12 protein-coding genes are annotated in these 14512 nt (G+C 38.2%); 5 read left to right on the plus strand and 7 right to left on the minus strand.

Annotated features, from left to right (window positions below; all coding sequences use genetic code 11):
- Window positions 1-190: 190 nt before the first annotated feature.
- Entirely contained in the window at window positions 191-664 is a 474-nt protein-coding gene (locus OGI71_RS13565) for a hypothetical protein (RefSeq protein ID WP_282256032.1), read from the plus strand.
- A gap of 19 nt (window positions 665-683) precedes the next feature.
- Here the strand turns inward: OGI71_RS13565 and OGI71_RS13570 are convergent, their stop codons facing one another.
- From OGI71_RS13570 to OGI71_RS13600, 7 genes are all read right to left on the minus strand, one after another.
- On the minus strand, window positions 684-1259 hold the full coding sequence (locus OGI71_RS13570; RefSeq protein WP_282256033.1) for a hypothetical protein: 576 nt from the start codon (window positions 1257-1259) through the stop codon (window positions 684-686).
- A 32-nt stretch (window positions 1260-1291) separates the two neighbouring features.
- The gene (locus OGI71_RS13575; RefSeq protein WP_282256034.1) at window positions 1292-2254 is read right to left on the minus strand and encodes a hypothetical protein; all 963 of its coding nucleotides are present in this window, start codon (window positions 2252-2254) and stop codon (window positions 1292-1294) included.
- Between the two features lie 194 nt (window positions 2255-2448).
- The gene (locus OGI71_RS13580; RefSeq protein ID WP_282256035.1) at window positions 2449-3807 is read right to left on the minus strand and encodes a Gfo/Idh/MocA family oxidoreductase; all 1359 of its coding nucleotides are present in this window, start codon (window positions 3805-3807) and stop codon (window positions 2449-2451) included.
- A gap of 182 nt (window positions 3808-3989) precedes the next feature.
- Window positions 3990-4568: a fasciclin domain-containing protein gene (locus tag OGI71_RS13585; RefSeq protein WP_282256036.1), complete on the minus strand. Its 579-nt coding sequence runs from the start codon at window positions 4566-4568 to the stop codon at window positions 3990-3992.
- 4 nt (window positions 4569-4572) lie between these two features.
- Window positions 4573-5946, minus strand: a complete 1374-nt coding sequence (locus OGI71_RS13590; RefSeq protein ID WP_282256037.1) for a RagB/SusD family nutrient uptake outer membrane protein — start codon at window positions 5944-5946, stop codon at window positions 4573-4575.
- A gap of 9 nt (window positions 5947-5955) precedes the next feature.
- On the minus strand, window positions 5956-9048 hold the full coding sequence (locus tag OGI71_RS13595) for a TonB-dependent receptor (RefSeq protein ID WP_282256038.1): 3093 nt from the start codon (window positions 9046-9048) through the stop codon (window positions 5956-5958).
- Between the two features lie 539 nt (window positions 9049-9587).
- Complete coding sequence (locus OGI71_RS13600; protein WP_282256039.1) at window positions 9588-10037, minus strand: protein-disulfide reductase DsbD N-terminal domain-containing protein; 450 nt, start codon at window positions 10035-10037, stop codon at window positions 9588-9590.
- 630 nt (window positions 10038-10667) lie between these two features.
- Here OGI71_RS13600 and OGI71_RS13605 point away from each other — a divergent pair.
- From OGI71_RS13605 to OGI71_RS13620, 4 genes are all read left to right on the plus strand, one after another.
- Complete coding sequence (locus OGI71_RS13605) at window positions 10668-11165, plus strand: DinB family protein (protein WP_282256040.1); 498 nt, start codon at window positions 10668-10670, stop codon at window positions 11163-11165.
- 502 nt (window positions 11166-11667) lie between these two features.
- Window positions 11668-12285, plus strand: coding sequence for a zinc-ribbon domain-containing protein (locus OGI71_RS13610; RefSeq protein WP_282256041.1), 618 nt, complete (start codon window positions 11668-11670; stop codon window positions 12283-12285).
- A gap of 31 nt (window positions 12286-12316) precedes the next feature.
- Window positions 12317-13852: a glycosyltransferase family 39 protein gene (locus OGI71_RS13615; protein WP_282256042.1), complete on the plus strand. Its 1536-nt coding sequence runs from the start codon at window positions 12317-12319 to the stop codon at window positions 13850-13852.
- A 20-nt stretch (window positions 13853-13872) separates the two neighbouring features.
- Window positions 13873-14424, plus strand: coding sequence for a putative glycolipid-binding domain-containing protein (locus OGI71_RS13620; protein ID WP_282256043.1), 552 nt, complete (start codon window positions 13873-13875; stop codon window positions 14422-14424).
- The last annotated feature ends 88 nt before the right edge of the window (window positions 14425-14512 follow it).

Here is a 14512-nt window from a genome sequence, read left to right on the forward strand (position 1 = left end):
GTTGTTTCACTTCGAGAGTAGTATCATGAAAATAGGTCTGCAATTGAGCCTGCCGCGTCGAAATGTCGAAGGTAAAAAGCTCAAAACTGGCACGAAATTCGATATCTTTTGAACAGACATAATTAATTAAATACTTAAAAAAACATAAAAACAACAAAATCATTTTGAGTTGTAAACTAATCTAAAACCTATGATCGTATCATTAAGTACTTATTTAATTATTATTGGGATATTTTGTCTTCTAATAGTTATCAAACCCTTATATACCCGATTTATCAAAAAAGAGGAAGGTAAAAATGATGCTGTATTGTTACTGCTTCTGTTAACTATTCCGATCAATTGGTTTACACCAACGATCTTAACAATTACCGACTGCAATAATTACACAAAAGAGGTTGTGTTGTTCCCAACAACAAAAGATGGTCTTAAAATTAACTATGGAAGGGCAACTTATATCTTCAATAAGTCGGATCGAAATTTAACGTTTGAATATTACTATTATGGAGATAACACACCAGCCAAAGGAGAGGAAAACAAGGAAATTGAACCGAAGCAAAATGCGAAAGTAAATGTTATTTCGATCGATTATATCCTCTCAGAACCCGCCGAGAGTGTATCCACAAAATCGGCCGGTGCGACAAAAACTGTATTGAGATGTAAATAAATAGGATACAGCGCATTCGTTATTCTTGCTGTATCCAGGCAAATTTCCCTTTGTTTAAATAGATAATACCTCCACCACAAGATTCAGCCTGGTGAATGAAAATACCATCGTTTACCAATTTGATCTTATCCGCTTCCTTTACTTCTTCATCTGTAATTATTTCGCCATCGTCATTTACGTTGTTCCAATAAACTGCTTCTTTGGGCGCCTTTTCAAAAATACCTACCCAATCTATATCATCAAAACCTTGGCCCAGGATATCAGTACCCATCCCTAGGTATTCAATCTTTTTGTTCCCAAAAATAAATCTTAAGCCATATTTCTCATTTTTTGTATTTTGGACAATCTGCACTGTATCCGTCAAATTGTCTCCGTCCAAATCACAGTGTACCGTACTCGGTTTATGTGTGCGGGATAAGACTATCGTGTCTGGAACCGTCTGGTCTACGGTATTCCGAGGGGGCTCATCATTATTTAATTCAATCCTATTTTCGACCTGTTTGGACCTGGAACTTTCAGTACTTTTATCTTGACACCCCAGTACCATGCACACTGCCAAAATGAGAGGAACTATAAAACGATTTCTTGTCATCATGTATATCTTAAGAAAAAATGATCCAAATTAGATTAGTTATCACAATTCGCAATAAATATGGGTTTCTGCAATATTTTTACAGCTGTCTGGGGTTCTGACGTTCCCTTGATCTGGTCAAACTTCATTAATATGCCATCGTAATGGTAGTCTGTGCTTTTATAGTCCAGTTCTTTTGCAGGTATCGCCCGATTGAGATATAGATTTTTGTCGGTATCATATCTGTAAGCTGCTAACTCTATTTCCTGATCCATATCATCATGGGTATTGTACCCATTATTTACCAGCTTGAAATCCGCATCAAAGGCGCTATCAAAAGATTGGTCTAAAAATTTCAGTTCCTCGAGCATAGAAAATTCTTCCTCTTTAGTAGATTTGCGAATAGGCATATCCGACTGATCACTGACTGCATATAATCCTTCTTTGCCTATTTTGAGAATAAAGTCATTGTGATACAAACTACTTTGCATATGTTGCACAATAAAATCATTAAAATCACCACTGGCAAAATGATACATCAATTTGGGTATCTCAATACCACGATCATTGTCCAGGTTTTCTCGCTCCAATAAGGTAATCCTATCCATCTTTTCATTAAACAGATGAACACTAGGAAAGTCTTTACAATTTGCATCCTCATTAAAAAGTGGCTGCATCTTATCTGGAAACTTTCCCACCAAAATCGCACTACTCAAACGATCCCCCATAAAACAAACACGCATCCCGCCTTTGATAGTCGGATTTTTCCGCGCATAAACATAAAATTGAGCGTCAGGATTTTTAGGTTGTAAATAAATAAGATCATTTTCGATCTTCCAGGTACCTTTTATTAATGTGCCGTACGCTATTATCAAAAATGTCTTGTTTTTGTTTATAACAAAGGCTGCATCTGAAGATTTATATACCCCGTCAATATGTTGTTCGCTTTGTTGTGCACAGACAAGATTAACGCATAATGTCAATAACAGCACAATTAGTTTATTAAATTTCAATTGCATAGATTCAATATTTAGTTAAATATCGCAAAAATGTCAAAAGATAAATTGGTTATTAACAATTAAGTGGTGGGAGAATAAATTTTCGAAGGTCTTTCACCAATATTTGATTCTCCCAATCGCTAGGTCATAAATCAAAATGATCAATAAAGATCATATGAAAACGATATACTAAACCACGATTACAATCTATACTATCACAGATAAGGATGTTGCCAGGGCATTCGATAAGGTCTTTTCAATAACTTGGTTGCTTCGGGATCACCGGTGCATATTTTTTTCAATGGATCATATTCTAACGGTCTATTTAATTGCATAGAAATATTGGCAAGTATACAACAGGCTGTCGATATATAGCCCTCTTCGATGTCAGCTACAGGCAATCGATCATGTTCTATTGCAGACAATAGATCCAATAGATGTTGTCGTGTGGCAGGAGCTGTGTGCAATTCAATTCTAGGCTCTTCCAGATCAGCTGGAAATTTATCTTTTTCATAAACTACGTCTTTTTTAATGGGAGTACCTTTACCAACTGGAATAAACTCATATTTCATCACACTTCCTTTTAGCGTTCCTTTATCCCCATAGATAATAAACGCCCAAGGATATTCAGGATCCACAGGATTGCCCCAAGTGCGATGTTGCCATATACAATTAAGCTCATCATATTCAAATACCGCTGTCTGTGTATCCGCAATAGTCGACTTTCCCTCTTTTTGCACATAGATTCCCCCTGTTGCACTAATTTTCTTTGGCCATTTGAGTTGTAATAACCAACGTACAGTATCAAACATATGCATACCCATATCACCTGTGATACCATTCCCATATTCCATAAAAGTTCGCCACCAACCGCCATGAGGTAAACCGTCGTAAGGTCGTAAAGGAGCAGGACCAGTCCACATTTCGTAATCGAGAAAGTCAGGAACAGGTTCCAGTGCCGGATTACCATTCCTTCTCATATGATAGTAACAGCACATTTCCACATGCGATATCTTACCGAGTAAACCTGGATCTATAATCTGCTTTTTTGCATCCATCAGATGCGCTGTACTCCGCCGTTGTGTTCCCACCTGTACTTTTTTATTATATTTTCGTGCATAACGGAGTATCGCTTCGCCCTCAAGTACATCAACACTAACGGGTTTTTGCAAATAGATATGTGCTCCCGAACGTATCGCATCTATTGCCTGTCTTGCATGCCAATGATCAGGTGTACCGATCAGAATGAGATCGAATTGATGATCGGCAAGCATTTTCCTGTAATCTTTGTAGAGCTTTGGAATCTGTCCTGAGCGTTGGCGTTCTGTGACCAATCGCCCCGCCTCCTGCAAATGACGGCTATCAACATCGCAAATCGCAACCACGTTGACATCGCAAACCTGCATCAGCCTAAATAGATCGCTTTTTCCATACCAACCCGCCCCGATCAGTCCGACCTTGATATTTTTAGGTAGACGTTCAAAGGATAATCCTTTAGCTTCTAAAGCGGATAAAGTAAAAAAAGCACTTGTCCCCAGAAGGAAGTTTCTTCGGTTCAGTGTATAATCAACCATAATTTACTGGCTTATTGTTTAGTATAAAACAAAACAATAAACTGAAGATAATGTTTATTGAGCTATCATTTTTCTATTGTATCCATTATAACCATAGGCTTTTCAATCTCTTAGTATTTCCATTTTCCCCCTTATACTTTATAATACAATACATTGAGAAAAAAAACAGACAATCAATACACCTATTTCGTCTTCTCGGATAAAAAAACAATGTGATCAACGACATGGATGACACCATTATCCGGAACTAAATTAGATGTACGGATTTGCCATTGATTATTGGTCCCTTCATTGATGAGCCCAACATAGGTACTCGTATGGGACAAATACATAATTTCACCTTTTTCAGTGCTATAGGCAATTGGTTTGTTACTTGGAGCCAAGGCAGGATCGCTAAAATTCACTATCGCCTTTACAATATGATAACGCAAAATATCCTTCAATATCGGCACCGGAATAGCGGCAATATTGTCGTATTTATTTTCTTTTAGATATGCTGTAAAAGCTTGATTGGTGGGCAGAATAAAGGTCGCTTTTTCTGTACGTTCATACAATGCTTCATCCTTACATTGCAAGATAACTTGTTTCAGTAAGGACAACGAATCCTTCCCCTGAATATATGTCCATGCTGACATATTCAGTTTACTATTGTCTTCCGCGTAGTCATATTCAAAGCTTTCTTGTATTTCACAACTAGAGAACAATGACAGCGTACCAAAACCGCATAGAAAAAAAATAACGATATATTTTATCCTCTTCATAAGATTATCTATAAAATTCATTTTGTTGCAAATTTGGGTTTTTAAGAAGTTCACCTTCGTGTATTGGCCACAGCAAATTTTGTTTATCGGAGAGGCCATTGATCGGCTTCATTGTCGAAATAGCGGTTTCACTTCGCAGGAGATCAAACCAACGGTGTCCCTCAAAACAAAGTTCTACAGATCGCTCATGCAAAATACTAGCAACTAAACTTCCGAATTGGCTTTGCGCCTTATTTTGATCTAAAGCTGGAAGCCCTGCACGGATGCGGATCGGGTTTAGTAAGTCCAATGCTTCGACAGGCTGATTTAAATGGGCATGAGCTTCAGACTTTAGTAATAGGATATCGGCCAATCGTGTTAATACAATATTGCCAGCTGAGGGTTCTGGGCTCTCATCATTAAATCCTTGTCCAAAAAACTTCCATATCTTACGGGGCTGAACTTGAGATACATCGTAAATACGAGGTTTGCGAAAATCTTCAGGTTCGATTGACGCTATAAAACCCGCACTGGGTACATAATCACTATCCGATCCATTGGCATACCAGACACGGAGGTTATTGGGTTGCACTTCATTGTATCCGACTTCAAAGATACTTTCGGTACTGCTTCCTTTTACAAAGATGTTATTCCAATCCTCAATTGGCACCAAGGCATATTGCGGGTCTGCTAGTACTTTTTCAGCCATTTCTATCGCCTGCGCATATTTTTTTTGCCACATATAGAGCTGCGTCAGAAAAGCATAAGCTGCTCCTTGGGTAATCAGTACACGGTTTCTGGCACCCGAATAGTTTGTGGCACAATTCTCCGTTGCCAAAATTAAATCTGCTTCAACCTTGGCTAATACCTCCGCCTCAGTGTTCTTCTTGACAAACAGATCCTGATCCAATCCCTCATATGGCTCCGTAACCAAAGGTACCTGCCCCCATATCCGAACCAAGTAAAAATAAGCTAGTGCCCTTAAGGCATGGGCCTGCCCAAGTAATTGTCTTTTAAGTTCGCTATCTTCAGTTCCGAATGCCTGTGGAATATATTTGATCGCATAGTTCGCCCGGGATATAACAGTATAAAAATTATCCCAACGCGCCGAATTGATAACCGGAGTCAGTGTGTTCTGTTGTAGAGCAGCAGGGTCACCGGCATGACGGGTCACAATATTATCGGCCCGCCCTTCTCCCCAGTAAGCAAAATTCTGGCGAAAAAGAGATTGCAGACCATTATAGATGCCATTGACACCAGCCTGCGCATCACTGGGCTTTTTATAGTAGCCCTGTCCAGAGACATTACTAATAGGCTCCTTATCCAGCAACGAATTCGAACAACCGCTAACGGATAAAAATAGAAAAGAACAAAATGTATATTTTAACAATTTTTTCATCACGATTTATTAAAGACCAAGGATTAAACCAAACATAAATGTGCGGCTCTGTGGATAAGAGCCCTCATCCAATCCTACACGAAGACCAGAATAGGAATTAACATCGGGATCAAAACCGGTATACTTTGTCCAAGTAATCAGATTTGTAGCGGTAACAAAAGCATCGAGCTTACGCAAACCGATACGTTTGCTCCAAGAAGGGTCAAAAGAATACCTCAAATTGATGTTTTTTAACTTCAGATAAGAGCCATCTTCGACCCACCTGCTTTGCACCCGACTATCAGACTGTTTTGGATCATCCCGAATCAATCGCGGAAAATCTGTTTGATCTCCCTGTTCCCGCCACCGGTTAAGAGCGTCAGTAGACAGATTATTATAACGAACAATTGAATTGCGCTGATGATTCAACTCACTATAAATCTGATTACCCACCGAGTATTGAAAAAACACATTCAAATGAAAATTCTTATAGCTAAAATCATTAGAGATCCCTCCGAAATACTTCGGTTCAGCATAACCAATAATCTCGCGGTCATTTTGATCGATAATATTATCATTGTTCACATCCTTCCAAATGGGATCTCCACCGGCAAATACGGGTCCATTCGCGCCATTTGTTAAGCCACTTGTATTGTCTTCATCACGCGCATACACACCAAGATAACGCCATCCATAAAATACACCTATAGGTAAGCCTTCCTGTAGGATATGGAAAGCCCCATTTTGAATATGACCGCCAGTCAGAAGATTCTTAGGCAACGATGTAACTTTATTTCTATTTAAGCTGACGTTTATATTTGTGTTCCAACTAAAAGCTCCCTCCAGATTACGGGTCTGTAGGCTAAACTCTAATCCTCGATTCTCAATAGATCCTATATTTTGTGTAATAAATTCAAATCCCGTAGTCCCGGGCATGGGCACATTATAAAGCAGATCTTTCGTTTTCTTCAAGTAGGCATCCGTAGAAAACAGGATTCTATTTTTTAAAAAGCCAAGCTCTAACCCGAGGTTATATTGACGCGTTGTTTCCCAAGTAAGGTTCGGATTGGGCATCACAGTTGGTGCCGCTCCCGAAAAATCCAAATAGTTCGTTCCTAAAGTAAACTCTCCTCTCGCGGCATAATCACCGATGGCCTCGTTTCCGGTACTTCCAAGGCTAAAACGAAGCTTACCATCGCTAAGCCAACCCAAATTCTTGATCCCTTTTTCTTCAACAAAACGCCAGCCCGCTGACGCAGAGGGAAAGAATCCAAACCGTCGGTTACGACCAAAACGGGAAGAGCCGTCTGTACGAAGGTTGAATTCCAACAAATATTTTCCGAGATAGTCATAAGTTACCCGACCGAAATAAGAAAGCATCGCATGTTCCGAAGCGATATTTACACCTGCGTTTGAAATGATGGATGCACCGTTCAATGTCCGGATATCATCACTCGGAAAGTATTCTCCATCGAGACCTGTCCGGTCATAACGCCATTTCTGAAAACTTATTCCCAATACCGCCCCAATATTGTGCTCATTAGCTACATTTTTAGCATAGGTAAAATAACTCTCATTGCCCCAGGTAAGGTTTCCGGAAGATCGTACAGCACCTTTATTATACCCCTCGCGGTAATCCAATATGGATGGCATAAATTCATCTTCTTTCATTGAAATATAATCCAGGTTTACATTGCTTCGGAATTTAAGATCTTTATAAAGATCAATTTCCAGATATTGGCTTCCAACGATGCGATTACTCTTGTTCAGGTTGGTTGCAAACAAAGCCATCCCAACGGGATTCCGCTGTCCGATCATATAACCATTCAGTGATCCATTGGGTAGATACATCGACATAATAGGTGGCCGTATCAATAAACTCCGGATAATACTCAGATTCCCTGAACCTGCAGCATTTGTCCGGTTGTTGACTGCATTTGTATAGGAAATACTCTGGCCTATCCTGATCCGATCGGAAATCGTAAAGTCGACATTCAATCGGGAGGTAAATCGCTTGTAATTGGAATTCAATATCACACCATCCTGATCCAAATATGATGAACTCCAGGCATATTTTGTCCCTTGATTCCCTCCTCGTACAGAGAGATCCAACTTATATTGCTTTGCTGAACGCATCAACTCATCCTGCCAGTCCACGTCACCACTGTTCATGGGATTGAGCGAATCAATAATTGTATAAAATGGTTCCTCAGGTTTCGCCATCCCCCGATAGGAATCCAAAACTGCTTCTCGATATTGCCTTGCGTTCAAAACACTTAGTTTGCGGGTCAGGGCGCTCACTCCCGCAGTTGCATTTAATATCACCTCGGGTCTACCTTCAGCACCTCGTTTCGTCGTAATCATCACGACTCCATTGGCAGCTCTAGAACCGTAAATCGCGGTAGACGCAGCATCTTTAAGAATCTCAATCGAAGCGATGTCGTTCGGATTGATATCCGTCATCGGGTTCAGCCCAGAATTTTCAGTACCGTTTAAAGAAGAAATGGAATTGGATTCCAGTGGAATACCGTCTACAACAAAAAGCGGATTGTTTCCCGAGTTCAATGAGGAACTCCCCCGAACGCGTATGCTCATCTCACCACCGGGTGCCCCGGAATTGGACGAAACCTGCACCCCCGCTGCCCGTCCCTGTAAAATTGAAATGGGATCCTGCAATGTTGTTTTAGCAATTTCTGAAGCGCCAACGGAAACAATAGATCCTGTTAGATTTCGTTTTTTCTGACGCCCATATCCCACCACAACAGTCTCTTCCATCAAATTGGAAACAGCAACTAGTGCAATCGTATAGCTTGCACGTGAGTCTATTTTTATCGTCTGACTCGAATAGCCCACAAATGAAAAAGTAATAGATTGCCCTATAGCCACGTCATCTACTACAAAGCCTCCCCTTTTATCCGTACTCACCGTCACATTTTTTGTATTGCTGAGCTTTAAGGTAACTCCAAGTAAAGGCGACTTTGTGGTCGCATCAATCACGTTACCAGTGATCGTCTTTTGCTGAGCCCCCACAATTCCAGGAAAAATTAAAATACTGCACAAAAAAAATAAGGATAAAACATAATATGGTCCTTTAAGGTTACACTGGTTAGCACTAAATTTCATATGAAGACTTTAAGTTTATATCACATATTAACTATCGATAACGATTAATAAAAAATATTTTAATGAAAACATTTACATTAAAACATTATGCATTATCAAATAATTAACGTTTGAAAAAAAACAATAGTATGCGTAGCGCTAATTTTAGTAACATTTATGTTACTAAACCACTTTCAAGAAACATTATATTGTCCCACTATCTATTTCATGAATGCTGTTTTCTTTCTCAACCAAGTCAATAAAAATTCCAAATGGGTTTTTCAAAATTTTGACGAACATCAAACCGCAGACTGCCTTGCTTGCGGAAATTATCATAATTTCGAATAGAAGGCATAAAGCAGGTCATAAAAAAGCCCTAGAGCGGGGAACTCTAGGGTCTTAGCCATATATTAACCTATTTTATGAAAAGTATTTGCATTATTAACGCATTATTGTGGCAACTTATTTTGTGCTATATTGAAAAAAATTAATAATTATAAAAAAATCCCATCTATAGCGCTATAAATGGGATTTTTTATACGATACAAAATAAGATTTTTTTATTTGATCGTTACTGCAAAAGCATATTCATCTGGAGGAAGACATTGTGATGCATCACATGCTTGCCATTCCACACTACCTTTCACAGTTGCTGTTCCTTTTTTCAAAGTCACCTTTTGTTGGAAGATCACCTCATTTGTAAAATATCCTACATCCATTTTAAAAACCTCTTCGTGCTTTACTTTTGGTTTTGGTTCAGCAGTTTTTCCTGCCAATACATAATCGGTCGCATTAGCAAATGTGAAAGAAGTCGGAATAGGTCCGCCATCCTTTACATTTTGCGAATAAATATGCCAGCCATTTTGAATGGTAGCTTTTACATAGACGACTGCCTCTTTGTTGTTCAGCTTTTTGCTAGCTACAGTCCATTTTACCGGTTTGTGAATCTGAGCAAAAGCACCAGTTATCATAAAAATAACTGCAGTCATCAACAATACTAATTTTTTCATTTTTTTATATTTATTTTGGTTTATTACACGATGTCCATTCCCCTACCTTCATATCCATTTTCCTCTATATGTAAATATGACGATATGGAAAGACAAAAAACGCTACAACAATATTCGCTATAAACAATATAAAACACAACAACAGGTTGATAAAACAATAAATTTTATTGAAAACAATGTAAAAAACAATACGATTTACATTTAGACAACACGTTTTTCAATATTCTCCCCTTATTTTTTTTGTGTCCTAAAAAATGAAAACAACCACTATATCATACTGGCTATACCACCCAAAGTCTACTATTATCCACTTAAAATCAGAGACAACAGATTTGTTACGTTGCAGTGTTTGTCAAAAATCATCTTTGGCACAGAAATCGCACTATATAAAACTCATAATTTAGGTTAATAATTGGTTAGGTTAGACCGCTTGAAGTTCCCCGCTTCAAGCGGTTTTTTTATTATAAATCTTCATATTCAAATCCATACTGACACATAGCTGTCAATATCCAAACTTATCTTTGACGTAGGATAAAAAAACAGAACGACCTATCATTTGTTCAAAAGGATGGGTAGAAAAAACAAGATCATTGTATCAAAAAATATTAAACTAATATATACCAAAACAAGATGAACACACTTCAACAACTAAAATCTGAACTTGAAAATGAGTATCAGATCACTAAAAATTTTATCGAACTTTTTCCAGAAGGCAAAAATGACTATGCCCCACATGAAAAAAGTATGAAAATCATGCCCCTTGCGACCCATCTCGTGGAGGTATTTGAATGGCCAAGTACAATTTTGAAAACGTCTGAACTGGATTTTGCCGATGGTGGCTACACGCCCACTATCCTATCAACGCGGGAAGACTTACTCAAGAAACTAGACCAAGATTATGACGCAGGCAAATTAGCCTTAGAAAATGCGGCCGAAGATGATTTAAATCCAATTTGGACCATAAAAAGCGCTGGTCAAAAACTCGCAAGCTGGACAAAATATGAAGCAATCCGTCATTCTTTAAATCAGATCACACATCACAGGGCACAGCTAGGTGTTTATTATAGGCTGAATAATATCCCCTTACCGTCAAGTTACGGACCTTCTGCTGATTCACAGAACTTTTAGTATAGTCCAACATAACTATAGTTTTTTGAATGAATATGCATAAAAACAGTCCGCGATCGACCTTCACTTATGATCTAAGACTGTTTTTATACAATTTCGCTTGCGCCCTATCCCAACCTGCTTCGTCCCTCAGCCGGGACAGCGTCAGGATGAATCCGTGGTGTTTCCGTAGTGAGTCCAAGGTGAGTCCGTGTTATACTCACTAAAACCACGTTCACATGATGGCCAGACTATCCTAACACCTACACTCAGGTATGGATAAAGCTCGAATCAGACACGAATAGTTCTCGAATATTTACCGAAAATAGTCCAAATACTCGGACTCGCTTGCCTTAAACACGGTCTTTTGAGGTTAATAACCGTCCTGTATCCATCAATCACACGAAGAGTCAATATAATGGCATAATTTTTGAAAAAAAATCAATTAACCAATTAGCGAATTATACTAAATAAGCTAGAGGTTCAAAGCAAATATAAGAAGCAGCATATTTAAACCTTGATTATGATTATTTTCGGAACAAGAACAAAGTTACTACAAAACAGCTCCAATGCAGCTGTTGGGACTTGCAATTATTGCAACACAGTCGGATCCTTATATGCCTACAAACAGGTTAAATACTTTCATATCTTTTGGATCCCCATTTTTCCATATAGTACAGAGATTATTAGTGTATGTAATCATTGCAAAAAAGTAAATTACCAACGTGAGATTGCCCCCCAAACCCTTGCAACAATCCGTTCAAGCGGTATGCCGAAGACACCCGTTGGATATTTTTCTGGATTAATACTAATCGGTCTTTTCTTCGGATCTGCGGCCGCAGCGGGAATATCCGGATCCATCAAAACAAAAAAATACCTGGAAAGCCCGGCTGCTGGTGATGTATATGAAATCAAACGGAAAGAAAATGGGAAATCCATGTACACGTTATACCGCGTGGCTAATGTCACGACGGATTCCATTACTTTCGACGTCAACGACTACGAAGCAGAGGGAACAAAAGGTCTTCGCAAATTGAGAAAAGAACGCAGCGATAGTTATTCAGAAAAGATTACTTTAGCCCGTGCAGAGGTGACCAAAATGAAAGCTGACAATCAAATATCTACGATAGAAAGAAAATAGAACTGGAGCTTATGGACAAATCCGTTCTTAAATGAAAAAACATATTATTCTAGTCAGCCTTATCCTGCTGAAATTTATCATTCAGTATCAATTGATAAGTCCAATATATGATTTACATCGGGATGAATTCTTACATTTAGATCAGGCCAATCACTTGGCTTGGGGATATTTATCAGTTCCACCGTTGACCTCTTGGCTTTCCTATCTCATCAAGATTTTAGGAAACTCCGTGTTCTGGATCAAATTTTTCCCTGCACTGTTTGGAGCGTTGACCATTCTTATCGTCTGGAAAACCATTGAAGAACTCAAAGGAGGTCTTTTTGCTTTGGTATTTGGTACATGCTGTGTTATTTTTTCAGTCTTATTTCGTTTAAATACGTTGTATCAACCCAACTCTTTTGATGTCCTGTCATGGACATTGATTTATTATTTTATCATAAAGTATTTAAACAGCGGACATAATAAATGGCTATACTTTATTGCAGTCACCTTTGCTTTGGGATTTTTAAACAAATATAATATCGCTTTTTTGATCCTAGGACTTATACCGGCCATTATAGCTGTTCCAGAACGTAAAGTATTATTCAATAGCAAACTTTATTATAGTATTCTAATTGCTTTTTTAATTATCCTGCCTAATTTAATCTGGCAATACATGAATAATTTCCCTGTTTTATATCATTTCAAAGAACTTGCTGAAACCCAGCTTATCAATGTCAACAGCTGGAGCTTTATCCGATCTCAATTTCTATTTTTTTTCGGAACTTTTCCTGTTATTGGCTTTGGATTACATGCTTTATTATGCTATCCCGCATTTCGAAAATATCGGCTATTCTTTTTGTCTTTTTTAATTACAATCGGTATTTTTCTATTTTTAAAAGCTAAAGACTATTATGCAATCGGTATCTATCCCATTTATTTTGCTTTTGGTTCAGTCTATATTTCAACACTTTTAGAAAATAAAGCGGGAAGAATTCTAAAATCTCTTTTAATTGCACTTCCCCCTGTTTTCTTTATTCCTGTTTATATACTGACATTCCCCAACAGAAGTCCACAATATATTGCGAACCATCCCGAAAAATACCGCAAAATTGGTATGTTGACTTGGGAAGACGGTAAGGATCATCAACTTCCACAAGATTTTGCGGATATGCTGGGATGGCGGGAGCTCGCCCAAAAAGTAGATGACATTTATCGCAAAATGCCCAATCCACAAAATACACTCATCCTTTGTGATAACTATGGTCAGGCGGGCGCTATAAATTATTATTCCAAACTTGGAATCCGTGCAGTCACCTTCAACGCAGACTATATCAACTGGTTCGATTTTAGTCATGTGTTTTGCAACTTGATTCGTATAAAAAACTCAAGGGAAAACCAATCTGAAATGAATGAAACCGCTCCTTATTTTGTACAATCTATACGCTCAGATTCCATTACAAACAAGTATGCAAGAGAATATGGAACTGTGATTTTCACATTCATCAATGCAAAAATCAATATCAACCAACGAGTCAAGAACGAAGTCGAACAAGAACAACGACAACATATGTTGCCCGTTAAATAATTACTTAATATAGCGATCAGATGAAAACAGTATTATGGCAGGGAGTCGCTTTCCATTCCCTGGAGTATTTCAACATACAGGAAAATGATGATCATTATGTTGTAGCATCAAAAATTATAGGTTCCTATCGGAAAAAAATTTATTCGATCTACTATCAACTGATTATAAATAAACAGTGGGAGATCGAAGAATTTCTTATTGATTCCGAGGTCAATAGGACCAAAAACATCCTAACTGGAAAAAAAACGGATATCAATTGGGAAATCAATCATTTCGACAATCCAAGCTTCAGGGGTTTTCAATATATAGATATTTCTTTAACTCCCTTTACAAACACGCTACCGATAAACAATCTACAGCTTAAAATAGGTGATTCAAAAGAAATAGATATCATCTATATCGACCTAATAAACAGCGACATCACTCCCGTTCGGCAACGTTATACAAGGACACATTTATACGAATATCTGTATGAAAATATAGTCAGTGATTTTACAGCCCGTATTCAGGTGGATGAGAACGGACTGGTCCTAAACTATCCCGGTTTATTTGAAAAGATAGCTGGAAATTAGTTTCAATCATCCCGAAATAAAATCAATACAAAGACTTCCCACAACCTTGTCCTAACAATGCCTTCTGATCAAAAAAACAAATCGGCAC

This window comes from Sphingobacterium sp. ML3W (assembly GCF_029542085.1).
Lineage (GTDB): Bacteria > Bacteroidota > Bacteroidia > Sphingobacteriales > Sphingobacteriaceae > Sphingobacterium.

Excerpts from the sequence above, each read along its gene's own strand:
- OGI71_RS13585 (WP_282256036.1), bottom strand. The coding sequence starts at position 4,568 with ATGAAGAGGATAAAATATATCGTTATTTTTTTTCTATGCGGTTTTGGT.
- OGI71_RS13620 (WP_282256043.1), top strand. The coding sequence starts at position 13,873 with ATGAAAACAGTATTATGGCAGGGAGTCGCTTTCCATTCCCTGGAGTAT.
- OGI71_RS13580 (WP_282256035.1), bottom strand. The coding sequence starts at position 3,807 with ATGGTTGATTATACACTGAACCGAAGAAACTTCCTTCTGGGGACAAGT.
- OGI71_RS13595 (WP_282256038.1), bottom strand. The coding sequence starts at position 9,048 with ATGAAATTTAGTGCTAACCAGTGTAACCTTAAAGGACCATATTATGTT.
- OGI71_RS13605 (WP_282256040.1), top strand. The coding sequence starts at position 10,668 with ATGAACACACTTCAACAACTAAAATCTGAACTTGAAAATGAGTATCAG.
- OGI71_RS13610 (WP_282256041.1), top strand. The coding sequence starts at position 11,668 with ATGATTATTTTCGGAACAAGAACAAAGTTACTACAAAACAGCTCCAAT.
- OGI71_RS13565 (WP_282256032.1), top strand. The coding sequence starts at position 191 with ATGATCGTATCATTAAGTACTTATTTAATTATTATTGGGATATTTTGT.
- OGI71_RS13590 (WP_282256037.1), bottom strand. The coding sequence starts at position 5,946 with ATGAAAAAATTGTTAAAATATACATTTTGTTCTTTTCTATTTTTATCC.
- OGI71_RS13575 (WP_282256034.1), bottom strand. The coding sequence starts at position 2,254 with ATGCAATTGAAATTTAATAAACTAATTGTGCTGTTATTGACATTATGC.
- OGI71_RS13570 (WP_282256033.1), bottom strand. The coding sequence starts at position 1,259 with ATGATGACAAGAAATCGTTTTATAGTTCCTCTCATTTTGGCAGTGTGC.
- OGI71_RS13600 (WP_282256039.1), bottom strand. The coding sequence starts at position 10,037 with ATGAAAAAATTAGTATTGTTGATGACTGCAGTTATTTTTATGATAACT.
- OGI71_RS13615 (WP_282256042.1), top strand. The coding sequence starts at position 12,317 with ATGAAAAAACATATTATTCTAGTCAGCCTTATCCTGCTGAAATTTATC.